The sequence below is a fragment of the Paenibacillus sp. YN15 genome (genome assembly GCF_003285005.1).
Taxonomy (GTDB): domain Bacteria; phylum Bacillota; class Bacilli; order Paenibacillales; family NBRC-103111; genus Paenibacillus_AR.
Map to the genome: position 1 here is coordinate 1 of NZ_QMFA01000001.1, position 15,940 is coordinate 15,940.

Below are 15,940 nucleotides of genomic sequence, written 5' to 3' on the forward strand. Positions count from 1 at the left end.
GTCTCCTGTCTCATGGTGACATTATCTCAGAACAGTTATAGGATGACATTATCACAGAACAACAACATAGAAGGGAACGCACTATTGCGCTTTACGCAGGGGATTGATATAATCCGGGATATAAAAAATCATACAAAACCGTATAACCTTATAAATATGGTATAAGGGTCTCTACCAGGAACCGTAAAATCCTGATTACAGTAAAGTGTACGCGATACATTTTATTTGTGATCAGGATTTTTTTGTGTTTTTACATAATAACCCCCAAGTAAAGGAGCGGATTTCATGTCAATAAACACCTCAGCATTAACAAAGCGGATTAAGGCGGCGGGGAAACAAATCCCTGCAGATCTTGTGATTAAGCATGGCGCCATTGTGAATGTCTTTACGGGTGAGCTTATGGAAGGGGATATTGCCATTGTTGACGGGGTGATTGCGGGAATCGGTTCCTACGAGGGCCGCGAAGTCATTGACGCAAGGGGAAAGGTGATCGTTCCGGGATTTATTGATGGGCATGTTCATATCGAAAGCTCCATGCTCTTGCCCAGGGAATTTGCCAAGGTGGAGCTTCAACACGGCGTAACCACAGTCATCGCAGATCCCCATGAGATCGCCAATGTGGCAGGGGTGAACGGTATTCAATACATGCTGGATGATGCCAAGGAGGTGCCGTTGGACATTTTCGTCATGCTGCCCTCCTGTGTGCCGGCCACATCAGTTGAGAGCAATGGCGCAACCCTGGAGGCTGAGCATCTTTCTCCCTTTATGGCGGACCCGCGGGTTCTGGGCCTGGCCGAAGTGATGGATTTCCCGTCCGTAGCCAATGCGGATAAGGAAATGGTGGACAAATTGGTGATGACGCAATTGAAGGGCGGCCTCATCGACGGTCATGCAGCAGGCATCCGCCGCGAGGAATTAAACATCTACATGACGGCAGGCATCCGAACCGATCATGAGAGCATCAACAGCCAGGAAGCGAAGGACCGTCTGGAGCTTGGCATGTATCTGATGATCAGGGAGGGCACAGTTGCCAAAGACTTAGAGGCTTTATTGCCTGTCGTCACCGCCCGGAATTCCCGGAGATGCCTTTTTGTCACCGATGATAAGCATCTGGACGATTTGTTGGAGGAAGGAAGCGTAGACCACATTGTCAGACTGGCTATCAGGAAAGGGTTAGACCCCATTATGGCGATTCAAATGGCCACCTTGAATGCAGCCGAATGCTTCGGACTGCGCCATTTAGGGGCAGTTGCGCCTGGATACCAGGCGGATCTGCTTCTGCTGGATAACCTTAACGACATTTCCATTCATCAGGTTTATAAAAAAGGAAGGTGTGTCGTGGGTAAGGCACAGCTCCAGCAAAAGGAATTTCCCTCGTCATTGCCGGCTCAAGCCGAGCGGCCTCTGCTTCCGCTATCAATGCCAAGGAAGTGGCATTAACCGATATCCAAATCCCGCTGGCCTCCGCGTTATGCAACGTGATTGAGCTTATCCCGAACAGCCTGGTTACTTTGCACCGGGAAGAGCAGGTTGAAGTCCAAAATGGCGCTTTTCAGCCTTCCGTGGAACGTGATCTGTTGAAATTGGTCGTTGTGGAAAGGCATCATGCCACCGGCAATGTGGCCGCGGCGATTGTCAAGGGATTCCAGCTTAAGCGGGGGGCGATTGCCAGCACGGTGGCGCATGATTCCCATAATATCGTAGCGGTTGGCACATCGGATCAGGAGATACTCGCGGCTATCGGGCATGTAAAGGGGATAAATGGAGGATTAGTAGTCGTTGATGAAGGCAAGGCTGTGGCCTCGCTGGCTCTTCCTGTTGCGGGATTAATGTCGAACCGGGACTACATGACAGTTTATAAATCGTTAAAAATTTTAAATGAAGGACTTAAACGTATCGGCTCCCCCCAAGCCTTCAATCCTTTCTTGGCGCTGGCCTTTCTTACCCTTCCCGTTATTCCGGAGCTGAAATTAACGGATAAAGGCTTATTCGAATTTGCTTCTTTTTCACATATTGATGTCTCTATCAAGTAAAGTATCTTTTAAGTAAAGCATCCTTCTGCTATTAAAGTTGCCCCAATACGAACATTATGATATTATACCAATAAACCAAACATCCTATGTTTGATAAGATATAGAGTGGAGGAGTGCCTATGCTTCAAAAAACAAACCGGCTGACCCTGGTTGAACAAGTCGCCTTGCAAATAGAAAGCATGATCGAATCGGGCAAATGGGCGGTAGGGATGCGTATCCCGGCGGAGCCGGAATTGATGGTTGAATTGAATGTCAGCCGCAATACTCTGCGGGAAGCCATTCGGGCCTTAATCCATGCGGGATTATTGAAGACAAAACAAGGGGACGGAACCTATGTTTGTTCTTCAAGCGCGTTAGGGGCTGTGCTGCAGAAGCGCATTGTCCGCACGGATACGATGGATACCTTGGAGGTTCGCCATGCGCTGGAGCGGGAGGGAGCTTATTTGGCTGCCCAACGCAGAACTGAGGATGAGGCCCAGGAATTGCTTCTTCAGCTTGGCCGCTGGGAAGCTGCCGCAAAGCTCGGTGATCTGGATGCTTTTGTTCCGGAAGATATCCGTCTCCATCAGATCATCCTCCGGGCATCCCGCAATAATATATTGATTGAATTGTACGACCATATTGTAGAAGCGCTGCATGATTCCATTGCAAGCCTGACCCGCAATGAAGTGAAAACCGGGTTCATTGAGATCCACCGGCAGCTGGTGGAAGGGATTGTCGCTCAGGACAGCAACCAGGCTGTTGCGGCGGTTCAACGCTATATTTTGGAATCCAAACATCTTATTTCAACTGCAGAAGGAGACCGTTCATGAGCATGCAAGGCAACATCGAGACAATGACTACGGGCGGTTCCTTGCCAAAAGAATCGAAGCTGTCCCTAACTTCGGGATGGACAATCGTTATAGGCATTATTCTTATTTCCCTGACTATGCGGTCACCGATCACCTCGGTAGGTCCGCTGCTGTCCTCCATCCGCGAAGCCCTTGTGTTATCCAATACTGTAGCAGGCTTAATTACAGCGCTGCCTTTGCTGGCTTTTTGCGCTCTTTCACCGTTCGCTCCCGGCCTGGCGCGGCGCTTCGGACTGGAGAGGGTTCTGCTTTATTCCTTGATCTTATTGATGATCGGATTTGCTGTCCGCCTGATACCCGCAACCGTTCCCTTGATTGGGGGGACAGTTTTGATCGGATTGGCGATTGCGGTATTTAATGTACTGCTTCCCAGCCTGGTGAAACGGGATTTCCCTCTTCAGGTGGGAATTATGACGGGTGTGTATACCGTAAGCATGAATTTATGCGGGGCATTGGCATCTGGGACCAGTGTTCCGTTGGCCCGTGATGTAGGCTTAGGCTGGAATGGCGCGCTGGGGATATGGGGAGTTCTTGTTCCCATAACGGCGTTATTCTGGTTTTTTCAAGCCCGGTCCGGCCGCGCGGCAGCCGGTATGAAGGCGGGGGTGCTGAAGCGGAGAAGTCTGTGGCGTTCACCGTTGGCATGGACGGTAGCTCTTTTTATGGGCATGCAGTCCCTTATTTTCTATGTTTCCATTGCCTGGTTCCCTGACATGCTGACGGGGCGGGGCTTAAGCGACAGCAGTGCGGGCTGGATGATATCCCTTTTGCAGCTTTCGCAATTGCCTGTGACGTTTATCGTGCCGATCATAGCAGGCCGGATGAAAAATCAACGCCTCTTGGTCATTATCATGGCTGTTTTACTATTCGCTTCATTAGGCGGGCTATATTTCGGCTTGGGCGGAAATAACCTTATTCCGTTATGGATCATCTTCCTCGGAATTGGCGGCGGAAGCTCGTTCAGCTTGGCGATGATTTTTCTTACTCTGCGGACGAAGGATGCCCAGGATGCGGCTTCCTTGTCAGGCATGTCGCAATCCGTGGGGTACTTGTTAGCCGCAAGCGGACCAACCTTGTTTGGTTTGCTTCACGATGTTACAGGTGGCTGGAACATTCCGCTATTGTTGCTGCTGGGTGTTAGCGGTCTGTTGTTTATATGCGGTTGGGGGGCTTCCCAAAATCGTACTGTTTAAGAAGAGAGTGTTTCGGAACCGGCACGTGATGTGTGCGGTTCTTTTTTTTGCCAGCTTGGAGGAAGGAGGGCTCTTTCTCATCTTGTTGCGTCGTGCTGTGCGAATCATCATCTGACCTGGTTTGCAAGCACGCAAGCCTGAGCCACTGTTAAACGGGGATTTGTCCTCTTTTTTCGCATCGGCCAGCAGGTATTCTTCTGTTGCGGAACTCAGCGACTCTTATGGCGGTGAAAACGGGAGTTTGGATGATTAGCGGAACTGAGAAACCGTTACATCCCTGATGCGGCGAAAATAGAGAGAAAATAAGGCTGCGGCGGGGAATAAGGGCTTCTTAGTTCCGTTCAGAAGGGAATAAGCGGAAAAAGCCGCGATAAGAGTCGCTCAGTTCCGCTACGCTCTTCCGGGTGCAGAGAGCAGGTGGGAGCCAGGCCATTTTCCGGTGAACCATCGGCATATGAGGTTTACGATAGAGGAAGGGCTCTTTTGGAAGCGCCTCCGGTAACCCCACAACGTAAAAGAACCTGACGGTGATCTTCCGTCAGATTTTCTTACCACATCAGAATGTTTAAGTTCTTTACAGCGCTAAAGCGCGTAAGGTAAACATTCTGATTGGCGATAAAAACTTCCGCTAAACGCGGTCGCTCATCCTCGAAATACTCCGATAGGAGTTTTTCTCACCGGTCACAGCTGCAGTCCGTATTTCTGCCCCTGAACTTGCTTACCCTTTCCTTGCGCAAAGTTCTCTCCATTCCATCAACCAGCGGTGCTGCTCCTCAAAAAAACGTTTGGACACACTCCCCAATCCCTGGCAGCCCACGATTCTGGCCGTAATCTGATAATGCCGCACGGCAATCCAATCCGGCACAGCCCCGCACTCCTCATCGCTTAAGGTGCACACCCGGCTGTATCCTCGATAAAAGCGCTCAAACTGTTTCATAGTTGCATCATACATGGAAGTATGGAAATGATTGAAATGGGTGGCATCTGAGAGATAAGCCGCATCCATGCTTGGATAATCTCCGGAAGCATCGTCAAAATCCAGGAGAACGTATTTCCCATCCCGTTGGATCATATTGCCTGTGTGCAGGTCGCCGTGGCAGAAGCTTCTGGGCAGCAGAGTGATGCGGCTCCACAGCTCATTGCCGTATTGCTCCAGGTCGAGGATGGCTCCGGCTTCACAGTCCTTCTGCCTCATGATCGAGATGAAGTCACCGATATATTCCGCTTTGGTTCTGTTCAAAAGGGCGCCGGTGTACCTTCGCATCAATTTGTGGAGCTGTCCGCTTTGCTCGCCAATGGGTTCCGCCTCCAGACTTCCATCGGGGTCGGTTCCGTCTAAATACCCGAACATAACGGCCAAACGGCCATCACCGGGAAGAATAGTGTGGCTGGTTTGCTCTCGGGTGCGCATTACGGAAACCACCGGATATTCCTGCTCTGCCAGAAATTCAAGAATGCCCAGAGCATGTAAGGCGTCCGCTGTTTTGTGGCGGGGGAACAGCTTGAGGGCATACCGTTGCTGCCCGGACTCCAATATGTACACCTGGCCGATGAATTCGCGGTGCATTTCAATTTGCCGGATATGAATGGCATAAGCTTCATTTATGTGCCGGACAAGACTCTCCACAGTAGAACACCTTCTTAAATAGTGGTTGTTTATCCACATTGTAGCAGCAGAGGCGGCAGGCCTCCATATACAGTTTGAGTAAAATCAACTGACCTTTTGTTGAAAATCGTGGTATTCTTTTTTACAAGACCAAACAATAGATCGGGAGAGGCGGGCAAAATAATGAATCTGATCTTTTCAAAAGTGGACACTGTTGAGGAAATGGCGGAGCTTGCCCAAATAGCGGCGGAAATCTGGCGGGAGCATTATATATCCATGATTACTATGGAGCAGATTGATTACATGATTGAGAAGTTCCAATCCGTTCCGGCCATCCGGGAGCAGATTCAGCGGCAGGGTTATGAATATTATGCCATGCGCCGGGAGGGGGCCACTGTCGGGTATATGTCGGTAAGGCAGGATGAGGGGAAGCTGTTTTTGAGCAAGTTTTATGTGGGCAAGGAGCACCGGGGACACGGCTATGCCAGCCAGGCGATTGCCTTCCTGGAGCAGCTGTGCAAGGAGCGGGGCTTGAGCCATATTTGGCTTACGGTCAACCGTCATAATGAATCCAGCATTGAGGTTTATCGGAAAAAAGGCTTTCAGGCCGTACGCGAGCAAGTTGCGGATATTGGGAATGGCTTTGTGATGGACGATTATGTGATGGAGAAAGAAATTTTGGTTTCGTAAGAAGGGCGTGGGCATATGCGGGTGATTGATTACCGGACGGCGGCAGAGCTGTTGACCATGGAAGCGTGCATTCCGGTTATGGAGGAGGCTCTGGCCGATTTGTCGGCTGGCCGGGCGGAGATGAGTCTGCGGCAGGTGGTGCCTCTGGAGAAGCCCAATCTGTTGGGGCTGATGCCGGGGTATCTGCGGAAGAACGGGGTAGCGGGGGCCAAGCTGATCAGCGTGTTTCCCCATAGCCATACGTCAGACCGTCCGTCCCATCAGGGGGCGGTGGCGTTGTTCGATGCCGGGGCGGGGACGCTGCTGGCGGTGGTGGACGGCCGGGCCATTACGGCAATTCGGACAGCGGCGGTGAGCGCAGTGGCTACCCGGGCGTTGGCCAGGGAGGACAGCGCCGTTCTGGCAATTCTCGGAACGGGGGAGCAGGCGGCCAGCCATCTGGAGGCCATGCTTCAGGTGAGACCCATCCGGCAGGTCCGGGTATGGAGCCGCACGCCCGGCAAAGCCCGGTGTTTTGTGGAGGAGCAGGCGGATACTCTGCAAGGGGTGGAGGCGGTTGCTTCCAACTCCGTCCGGGAAGCGGTGGAGGCTGCGGATGTGATCTGTACCGTTACGGCCAGCACGGAGCCGATCCTGCGTGAGGAATGGGTGCGGGCCGGGACGCACATTAACGCGGTTGGCGCGTGCCGGGCGCCTGACCGGGAGCTGGATTCGGCGCTGGTTGCCGCAGCCAGGCTTTATGTGGACCGGAGGGAATCCGCCCTGAGCGAAGCGGGGGATTATCTGATCCCGCTCCAGGAAGGGGTCATTCCGGATACGCATATTGTCGGCGAATTGGGGGAGCTGCTGGAGGGCAGAATTGCCGGGCGGACAGGCAGCGGGGAGATTACCCTTTTCAAAAGCCTGGGGCTGGCTATTCAGGATTTGGCAGCGGCGCATTACATATATAATCAGGCGGTTCTGCGGCAAAAAGGCATAGACATCCCATGGTAACGGAAGGGAATGACGGTATGGAGAGCGGAAAAGCAGGCAGGATGCCCGGAATCGGCGGGATACAGGATGAACGGTACGAGTTTCACCTCACGGAGGAGCAGGAGCAGCGGGTGGCCCGGCTGCATGAGGAGAATATCAACATTGATTTGCTGTTCCAGGGGCCTTTGTCCCCCAAAGCGATTCCGGATGAGATAGCAGGGCGTTTGCTGGAGCTTTGCGAACCTTACAAGGACGATCCTATGGCGTACAGCCATATGCCGGCCAAGCTTCTGCTCAAGATGGCGGCTAGGGGCGAGCTTCCCCAGTACAAGGAGGAGTGGTACCGCTCCGGCATTACGGCAGGCAACCGGGAGCTTCACCTGAACGATATGGAGACCGTTCTGGAGAGCATGGGCCAGGTGCAGCTTCAGTTTGACGCCGCAGCGGACTGGCTGGTGAAGGCCAGGACGGCGGAGGATATCCGGGCGGCCAAACGGAGCGGCCGGAAAGCGGGGATTGTCAGCGCCCAGGAGACGGACGGGCTGGGGCGGAATCTGGGGCTGCTGGAGGCTTTGCATGATTTTGGGCTGCGGGTGCTGCAGCTGACCTACAATAACCAGAATCTCATCGGCTCCGGCTGTGCGGAGGCGGCCAACGGCGGCTTGTCCGGGTACGGGGTCCGGTTTGTGGAGCGGCTGAACCAACTGGGCATTGTGGTGGATACGGGTCATTGCGGCAAACAAACCACTCTGGATGCCTGCCGGGTATCGGCTGCTCCGGTGATCGCTTCCCATACGGGCGTGGAGCGGCTGTATCCCCATATGCGCTGCAAAAGCGACGAAGAGATTATGGCGGTGGCCGGAACCGGGGGAGTGGTGGGGATTTTTGCCATGCCGTGGTTTGTCCACGGGGACCCCGACAACACCACCCTCGACCATGTGCTGGACCATATCGACTATGTGGTCCGGCTGGCGGGAGTGGATCATGTGGGCATCGGCACAGACTGGCCCATGAGCGATGTGGAATGGTCCCTCGTCTACTTTAAGGAGCATATTGCGCCGCGGCTGGGCTTTGCTAAGGGAGACGGCCCCTCCACGGAAACGGTGAAGGGCCTGGAAACCTACGGCCGCTTCGGCAATTTCACCAGGGGATTGGTGGCCCGGGGTTACAGCGACGGGGATATTGCCAAGATTATGGGCGGCAACTGGCTGCGGGTTTTTGAGCAGGTTTGGGGATAGGGGAGAGGGAGAGCATACATGACAACCTATTTGCATCACACCTTGTTTCATTTCTATTGTGCAGGCATCTATAGCGGCAAAATCCGGTTTACGGAAAAAGGGGTGCTTCACGCCAAGGTGGACACCCGCAGACGGACGCAGATGCAGGAGCATATACTTGATCCCCGTGCCCTATATAATCTGCCGCTTGCCCGCATAGGCGAGCAACTGGAGGCATATGCCCGGGCGGAGTGGACGGGGGAGAAGGTCGTGCTGGAGCATGGCACCGTGTATCAGCGGCATATTGAATATACAGCGGCAGATGTGGCCGGTGCGGAGCGGACCTCTCAGGTATGGGCCATGCGCGGCGGTACAGCTGTAGATGTGGTCACCCTGGACGGAGAGGTGATCGCTTTTGCGGCTCCCAACCGCTATGGCCTGGAGCTGATCGTCAAAGCGGGCTACGAAAGGCTGACTCCGCTGCGGGTGTATGAGGACCCGATTTTGTCCAAGGCGGAATACGGGGTCAATGATCTGGGGACATATCTGGTGCCCATGCGGGATGGCGTGCGGCTGGCCACGGATGTGTATCTGCCGGAAGGGGTGGCGTCCGGTGTGAAGCTGCCCGCCATTCTGGTGCGGACCTGCTATGACCGCAACGGCCGCAAGGAATTGTTTATGCGCTGGGCCAACAAGGGCTATGCGGTGGTCAATCAGGATGTGCGGGGACGGGCGGATTCGGAAGGGGAGCTGGTGCCTTTTTATCATGAGCGGGACGACGGTTCTGATACCATCGACTGGATCATTGCCCAGGAATGGAGCAACGGCAAGGTGGGCATGTGGGGCGCTTCGTATCTTGGCTATGTGGTGACAGCCGCCGCCACCAGTGGGCATCCCAATCTGCTGGCCGTGGTGGATGAGGTGAATGTAGGCTCGCCCTTTACGGATACGGCCCGCAAGGGGGGAACCCTTTGCTCCTGGCCGCTTCTGTCCTGGACCCTGGCCCAATCGGTGGGGACCCGGACGGATTTTGAGATTTTCGGCGGCGTGAAGGTGAACCCCGAGGCTGCGGTGGATGCTCGCCCCATCCGGGATATTCCCCGGCAGATGATCGGCAAGGAGTCCGGTCCGTGGGAGCTGTGGAGCCAACATCCGGATTATGATGCGTTTTGGAAAAATTGCACCTACAGCGAGCTGGGCCATCAGGTGAAGGCGCCGATGTATGTGATTTCCGGGTGGTATGACGGGGACAGCCCGGGGGTGTCGGAAACCTGGCGGATGCTGACGGAGCATGATGTCCCCCACCGCAAAATCCGGCTGGGCGCCTGGGAGCATAACCCCAACCGGGCGCGGGATTTAGACAATGTGGCCTTGGGCAACGATGCTGTGGTGTATGACTATGATGTATCGGTACTGCGCTGGTTTGACCGTTTCCTGAAGGACATTCCCAACGGCATCGACCGGGAGCCGCGGGCTTCCTATTATGTGGTGGGCGAAAACCGCTGGCGGACCTCGGCGGACTGGACTCCGGCGGAGGCGGTGGTGACGCCGTTTTATTTTGGCGGGGATGGGCGGGCCAACTCCTCCCTGGGGGACGGCAGGCTGGCGGCGGAGCCGGAGGAGCTGTCTCCTGCGGACACGTTTGTTTATAATCCGGCCGATCCCGTAGCCGACAAAGGGGAGCGGGAGCCGGAGAACATGCGCAAGCATGAGCTGCGCAGCGATATTCTGGCGTATACCGGCGAACCGTTGGCGGAGGACTTGACGGTAGCCGGGGAACTGTCGGCGGTGCTGTATGCGGCCAGTACGGGCAGGGACACCGACTGGGTGGTGACCCTGAGCGATGTGCATCCCAACGGCGATTCCATCCGGCTGTCCAATTATATCGTCAGGGCCAGATACCGCCATGGTCTGGAGCATCCGCAGCTGCTGGAGCCGGGGAAGGTGGAGAGGTATGATATTTTCCTGCAAAATATCGCCCACACCTTCCCGGCCGGCCACCGGATCAGGGTGACGGTAACCTCCTCCAGCAAGTTTGTGGCCTTCCCCAACACCAACACGGGCAACAACCCGTATGCGGAGGAGGAGCCGGTCATCGTGCGCCAGACGGTGTACCACAACCGGGAATATCCCAGCCATATTAAGCTGCCGGTTGTGGGGGGGTGAAGTTGCTGCCCGCTGGGGGGCGGGGGAATAACGGAAATGTTTTTCCGTTATTCCTTGTCCGGCCTATGGGTAGGAGGCGGTAGCGGAAACCCGTTTCCGCTACCTGCTGCTCTCGCCCCATATTTTCCGGCGGTCAGCATGTCTAGCGGAAAAAGCGCTCCGCTATTTGGCCCCATTTGCCTGGGTGACCTTAAATAGCGGAAACTGGGTTTCCGCTATTTGGATTGCTTAGCCGTTTGGGGAGGGCTAACGGAAGGCTTCTTTCCGTTATTCCCGTGGAGACTGATGTTATGGGCGGTAGATGGAGGCAATAGCGGAAAACATCCTTCCGTTATTGCCTTATTTGTATGCTGCGGAAGGAAATAGCGGAAATTCTTCTTCCTCTATTGGAGTGGCCTCCGCCAAACCGTCTACGCTGCCTCATCCCCAAATCCTCCATGACAATCCTTACTTCCTGCATTTTAGTTGCCGGAGGGGGATGCTATACTGGGGGCGAGCAGGTTCCGGGATTCCACGATTCCCGGGACGATGGGGAGGCAGGGGAGCAGGGGATGAAAAAGCAAATTGTAGTGGACAGGCTGCCCCAGGCGGCGAATGAGCGGATGGCGGGCTTTGGGGGTGTTCACCCGGCGTGGGGAGAGTTTGCGGTTAATACCAGACATCTGCTGAAGGACGGGGAGCCGTGGATGCCCGTAATGGGGGAATTTCACTACAGCCGCTATCCGGAGGCGCAGTGGGAGGAGTCCATCCGCAAGATGATTGCCGGCGGCATTACGGTGCTGTCCACGTATGTATTCTGGATTCACCATGAGGAAATCCGGGGAGAATTCGACTGGAGCGGACAGCGGAATCTGCGCCGATTTATTGAACTGTGCGGAGAATACCGGCTGCCCATGTTTCTGCGCATTGGCCCTTGGTGCCACGGTGAAGTTCGCAACGGCGGCTTTCCGGACTGGCTGGTGGCGGAGAAGATGGTCCACCGCAGCAATGACCCGGTATATATGGAGCATGTGAAGCGGTTCTGGACGGAAATTCACAGCCAGGCGAAAGGACTGTTGTTCAAGGATGGCGGGCCGGTGCTGGGAATCCAGTTGGAAAATGAGTACGGCCATGCCGGCGGGTTAAACGGCCAACCCGGCAGGGCGCATATGCTTGCGCTGAAGGAATTGGCTATCCGGCTGGGGCTGGAGGCTCCTTTTTATACGGCTACCGGTTGGGGAAACGGCGTGGTGGTGGAGGGAGAGACACTGCCGGTGCTGGGCGGGTATGCCGATGCTCCCTGGACCCGGCATGTGGAGCCCTTGAAGCCGTCGGTGGAATATCTTATCCGCCCGGTATTCCTGGATTCGGATATTGGCACGGATCTGGTCAAGCCGCTGGAGCCGGGGGAATATTCCTATGATGTGCGGACGCAGCCGTACCTGACCGCCGAGCTGGGCGGCGGCATTCAGGTTACCGGCCACAGGCGGCCTTTGTTGGCAGCGGATGATGTCGAAGCGCTGGCCTTCACCAAGCTGGCCTCCGGTGCTAACCTTCTGGGGTATTACATGTACCACGGGGGAACCAATCCGGCGGGCAAGCTGACCACGCTGCAGGAATCCCGGGCTACGGGATACCCCAATGATGTGCCGGAGCTGTCTTATGATTTCCAGGCGCCCATCCGGGAGTATGGGCAAATTTCCGCCGCATACCGCCACCTGAAGCGGCTGGGGTTGTTTGCGGCGGACTTCGGCCAAGGGCTGGCCGCCGCGGATTGTTTCTTTCCGGCGGACTCGGCCCAGTCGCCGGAGGACCCGGATGCGCTGCGGTATTCGCTGCGCATCGGGGAGGATGGCGGCGGCTATCTGTTCGCCGGCAATTACCAGCGCTTCGCGCCTATGGCGGCGAAGCCGGGGCTGGAGCTGGCGGTGTCCCTGCCCGGCGGGGACACCTTGGAGTTTCCGCCGCTGGAGCTGGCGGCGCAATCTTTCCTGTTTATGCCCCTGCGCATGAGGCTGGGGGCGGAGGTGCTGCTGCTTGCGGCCAATGTGCAGCCGTTATGCCGCATTGGCGGCAGCGGGAGGCCGACCGCCTACGTCTTCTTCGCTCTGGACGGCAACCGGCCAGAGTATTGGTTCGCCCGGGAGGGTATCGTCTCCATCGGGCATGAGGGGACGGAGGCTTCCCCTGAGGACAACGGCTGGACTGTCTGCTTGCGCGAGGGCGCCAGCCGGGAAATTACGGTGATTACCACCGCCTCAGGCGAAACCGTTCATGTTATCACCTTAAGCCGTGAAGATGCTGCCAATGTCTGGAAGCACCGCGGAACTGGAGGGGAGCATCTGATTTTGTGCAGCGGAGCTTGGACGCAAACCCGGCAGGGGACCGCACGGGTCTCGACGCGGAGCTCAAGCCTCGATGTGGCGGTGTACCCGTCGTCATCCGTCAGGGTCATAGAGGGAGGAGCAGCGGAGCTTCTTGTATCGGAGGATTCGGAGAAGGCAGAAGCGGCGTCCAGTTTGGAGAAATGCCCCGGTTTTGCTTCCTTCAGCCTCCGTTTCCCGCAGGTGCAGTCCAGGGTTGCTGTCCGCGAGGCAGCCGGGGAACATGTCGCCGGCGGGAGCAGAGTCTATCTGCTGGAGCTGAACTCCGATCCGCTGGCCAATGCCTGCATCCATGATTGCTTCCTGCGGATTGACTTTCTGGGAGAGCGGGCAGATTTCTTCATCAATGGGGAAAAAGCGGCGGACTGGTTTTACAACGGGGAAACCTGGGAGATCGGATTGAAGCGTTTTGCCGGTAGGCTGCCCGGAGCCGAGCTTACCGTCGTAGTCTATCCGCTGCGCCAGTCGGATCAAATCTATATGGATGCGCCGCCCCGGTTCCCGGCAGACGGAAGTCCGCTGTGCGCCCTTGTGCAGGCGGAGGCGGCAGTGGAATATGAAGCCGGACTGGAGCTCCGGCCGCAATAAGCAAGGGCTGGGGCTTCAGCCCGATCCGCAGGGAAGCTCAAAGCAGACAGCAGAACGATGCTGTCTGCTTTTTGCCGTACCTTGCATCAGTTGATGAATGGGGCAGCTCTCGATAGCGGAAGCATATTTCCGCTATTCTTGTACACGGCTCGATTTCAGCGGCAATAGCGGAAACGATTTTCCGCAATACTCCACTTTCTCGCCACTTTCAAGCTCCAAAAGAGGGCATAACGGAAATCCCTTTCCGCTAAAGGGCAATTCATGGCGAAAGGCCAGTTTAACGGAAATTTACTTCCGCTATCCCGAAGCAACCTGAAGCAACATGTTCCATGCCGCAGGCCGGATTGTGTTAGGGAAGCCGCAAAAGCGGCATGGCGGATTTGATGGGGACCTCCAAATGTTCATTGGTCTTTGGCCAAACAACCAGCAATTGACAGAACTATCCGCCGCCTTTATAATTGACTTAAAATTAAGTCAAAAAACGAGCTTCTGACTATAAATCAAACCCAAACAGCAAAACCCAAACAGCAAAACCCAACAGCAAAACACAAACTCCAAACCATATCTAACTAACCCCAAAAGGAGCCACCCTATGTCACCACGAAAAAAAGAACAAAACGAGCAGCTCCGCCAAGCGCGGAAGCAGGAGATTCTCGATGCGGCCCTAAGCGTGTATGTACGTCTGGGCTACAACGGTACCGATATGGACATTGTGGCGGCGGAGGCGGGATTAGCCAAAGGGCTGATGTATTATTACTTCAAAACCAAACGGGAGCTGTTCCGCGCCATGTTCGAGACAGTGATGGAGAAGGCCATGGCGTTTCATCACCGGTTTGCATCGGAATGCGCCGGACTTGGCCCGGTGGAGTGGCTGGCCGCCTATACCTGGCGGATGTTTGGTCTGGCGGGAAACGATCCGCGGATGATCCAGTTTTCCATGCGCCTGCCCTTTGACGCCTATGCGGTATTTGGCCCCGAGGAGTGGCAGGAGGGAATGAAGCGGTCCGCCATTCACCTGGAGGCCATTGCCGCCGCAATCCGCGAAGGTGTGGAGCGGGGGGAGATGCGCCGGGTGGAGCCCCTTCATGCCGCCAACTGCTTTTGGACCGTATATGTGGCCAATCTGTTCCAATTTACCAGGATGATCGGAGCCGCCGCACCCGCAAGCCCGTCGCCAGTCTCCCAACAGCAAAACAGCTACATGGCGGAAGCGGCCCGGGAAGTGGCGGCCTTTTGCTTCGGAGGATTGGGTGTGCCGGAGGAGCGTTGGGGCCCGGCCTTAACCCGGGCGATGGAATCGGACCAAATCAAAGGAGGCGCGGATGAAGGATGAAGGTATTCAAATCTGAAGCGGGACGGCAGCAGGTGTGGGAAAGCTACGACGAGCTTGTAAAGCAATGGGGAGTGGCGGTGGAGGAATCCGACCTGGAGACCTCCTTCGGGAGCACTCATATTCTCCGCGCAGGCAGCCCTGATCTGCCGCCGTTGCTTTTGTTTCACGGCGTCGGCGACAATTCCGCGCTGATGTGGGTGTACAATGCCCGGGGGCTGGCGGAGCACTTTCATCTGATAGCAGTGGACACCATTGGCGGGCCCGGCAAAAGCCTGCCCAATGAACGCTACCGGCGGCAGGGGATGGATCACAAGCTCTGGTTCGGCGAGCTGCTGGACGGCTTGGGCTTGGAGCAAACCTGCGTTGCCGGAGTGTCCATGGGAAGTTTTTTGGCGCAAACCATTCTGACCGCATGGCCGGACCGGATCAAAGCCATCGTCGGCATGGCAGGACTCCCCGCGCTTCCAAGCCTGAAGGGCAAGGGCAGCCCCCTTCGCTCCATGACGGTGTTTTTGCCGGAGGCCTTGTTCCCCACAGAGAAAAATATCCGCAAGCTATTATTGAAGCTTTCCGGGGCCAACGCCGCCGCTTTTACCGAAAATGAGCTGTTGCTCCGCCACTATGGGCAGCTTCTCCGCCACTTCAACAAGATGGCCATGAGCAAACATCCGATCAAGCGGTTGGCCTCCAGTGAATCCATTTTCCAGGAAAAATCTTTGTTTCTGGTGGGGGATAAGGACCCAATCGCTTACTTTCCCGGCTGTGGGCCCATCCTGGAGAAGCTGCGGATTCCCTGTGAAATTTTCCCGGATACGGGACATGGGATCAATCATGAGCAGGCAGAAAGGGTAAATCAGAGGGTTATCGGCTTTTTTTGTGACATTTTGTATCAAAAATAGTTTCGCAATGATACAAAACGTGGTAAAAT

10 protein-coding genes, 1 pseudogene and 1 riboswitch are annotated in these 15,940 nt (G+C 55.6%); of the genes and pseudogenes, 10 read left to right on the forward strand and 1 reads right to left on the reverse strand.

Features of this window, described 5'->3' with window-relative positions:
• The first annotated feature begins 118 nt into the window (after positions 1–118).
• A riboswitch (purine riboswitch) is annotated at positions 119–218 on the forward strand.
• 67 nt (positions 219–285) lie between these two features.
• The 3 genes and pseudogenes from ade (at position 286) to DQG13_RS00020 (ending at position 4,077) form a co-directional block, all read left to right on the forward strand.
• Positions 286–2,033 (forward strand): annotated as a pseudogene (gene ade, locus DQG13_RS00005) (adenine deaminase).
• A 119-nt stretch (positions 2,034–2,152) separates the two neighbouring features.
• Entirely contained in the window at positions 2,153–2,845 is a 693-nt protein-coding gene (locus DQG13_RS00015; protein WP_113017329.1) for a FadR/GntR family transcriptional regulator, read from the forward strand.
• Positions 2,842–4,077 (forward strand): CynX/NimT family MFS transporter, encoded by a 1,236-nt coding sequence (locus tag DQG13_RS00020; protein WP_397333910.1) that lies wholly within the window; start codon positions 2,842–2,844, stop codon positions 4,075–4,077. Before DQG13_RS00015 ends, DQG13_RS00020 begins: the two co-directional genes overlap by 4 nt.
• Positions 4,078–4,795: 718 nt before the next feature.
• Here DQG13_RS00020 and DQG13_RS00025 read toward each other — a convergent pair.
• A complete protein-coding gene (locus DQG13_RS00025; RefSeq protein ID WP_181592477.1) occupies positions 4,796–5,704 on the reverse strand; it encodes a phosphotransferase enzyme family protein in 909 nt (302 codons plus the stop codon).
• A gap of 162 nt (positions 5,705–5,866) precedes the next feature.
• Between DQG13_RS00025 and DQG13_RS00030 the strand changes: the two genes are divergently transcribed.
• The 7 genes from DQG13_RS00030 (at position 5,867) to DQG13_RS00060 (ending at position 15,911) form a co-directional block, all read left to right on the forward strand.
• Entirely contained in the window at positions 5,867–6,373 is a 507-nt protein-coding gene (locus tag DQG13_RS00030; RefSeq protein ID WP_113017331.1) for a GNAT family N-acetyltransferase, read from the forward strand.
• 15 nt (positions 6,374–6,388) lie between these two features.
• Complete coding sequence (locus DQG13_RS00035; RefSeq protein ID WP_113017332.1) at positions 6,389–7,366, forward strand: ornithine cyclodeaminase family protein; 978 nt, start codon at positions 6,389–6,391, stop codon at positions 7,364–7,366.
• A gap of 17 nt (positions 7,367–7,383) precedes the next feature.
• Positions 7,384–8,583 (forward strand): dipeptidase, encoded by a 1,200-nt coding sequence (locus tag DQG13_RS00040; RefSeq protein WP_181592478.1) that lies wholly within the window; start codon positions 7,384–7,386, stop codon positions 8,581–8,583.
• Between the two features lie 18 nt (positions 8,584–8,601).
• Positions 8,602–10,728, forward strand: coding sequence for a CocE/NonD family hydrolase (locus DQG13_RS00045; RefSeq protein ID WP_113017334.1), 2,127 nt, complete (start codon positions 8,602–8,604; stop codon positions 10,726–10,728).
• 551 nt (positions 10,729–11,279) lie between these two features.
• Positions 11,280–13,679 (forward strand): beta-galactosidase, encoded by a 2,400-nt coding sequence (locus tag DQG13_RS00050; protein ID WP_181592479.1) that lies wholly within the window; start codon positions 11,280–11,282, stop codon positions 13,677–13,679.
• 592 nt (positions 13,680–14,271) lie between these two features.
• Positions 14,272–15,012, forward strand: coding sequence for a TetR/AcrR family transcriptional regulator (locus DQG13_RS00055; protein ID WP_113017336.1), 741 nt, complete (start codon positions 14,272–14,274; stop codon positions 15,010–15,012).
• Positions 15,009–15,911, forward strand: coding sequence for an alpha/beta fold hydrolase (locus DQG13_RS00060; RefSeq protein WP_113017337.1), 903 nt, complete (start codon positions 15,009–15,011; stop codon positions 15,909–15,911). Before DQG13_RS00055 ends, DQG13_RS00060 begins: the two co-directional genes overlap by 4 nt.
• The last annotated feature ends 29 nt before the right edge of the window (positions 15,912–15,940 follow it).

What these genes read in the sequence shown, in the direction of transcription:
- DQG13_RS00015 (WP_113017329.1), top strand. Translation starts at nt 2,153, where the DNA reads ATGCTTCAAAAAACAAACCGGCTGACCCTGGTTGAACAAGTCGCCTTG.
- DQG13_RS00020 (WP_397333910.1), top strand. Translation starts at nt 2,842, where the DNA reads ATGAGCATGCAAGGCAACATCGAGACAATGACTACGGGCGGTTCCTTG.
- DQG13_RS00030 (WP_113017331.1), top strand. Translation starts at nt 5,867, where the DNA reads ATGAATCTGATCTTTTCAAAAGTGGACACTGTTGAGGAAATGGCGGAG.
- DQG13_RS00035 (WP_113017332.1), top strand. Translation starts at nt 6,389, where the DNA reads ATGCGGGTGATTGATTACCGGACGGCGGCAGAGCTGTTGACCATGGAA.
- DQG13_RS00040 (WP_181592478.1), top strand. Translation starts at nt 7,384, where the DNA reads ATGGAGAGCGGAAAAGCAGGCAGGATGCCCGGAATCGGCGGGATACAG.
- DQG13_RS00045 (WP_113017334.1), top strand. Translation starts at nt 8,602, where the DNA reads ATGACAACCTATTTGCATCACACCTTGTTTCATTTCTATTGTGCAGGC.
- DQG13_RS00050 (WP_181592479.1), top strand. Translation starts at nt 11,280, where the DNA reads ATGAAAAAGCAAATTGTAGTGGACAGGCTGCCCCAGGCGGCGAATGAG.
- DQG13_RS00055 (WP_113017336.1), top strand. Translation starts at nt 14,272, where the DNA reads ATGTCACCACGAAAAAAAGAACAAAACGAGCAGCTCCGCCAAGCGCGG.
- DQG13_RS00060 (WP_113017337.1), top strand. Translation starts at nt 15,009, where the DNA reads ATGAAGGTATTCAAATCTGAAGCGGGACGGCAGCAGGTGTGGGAAAGC.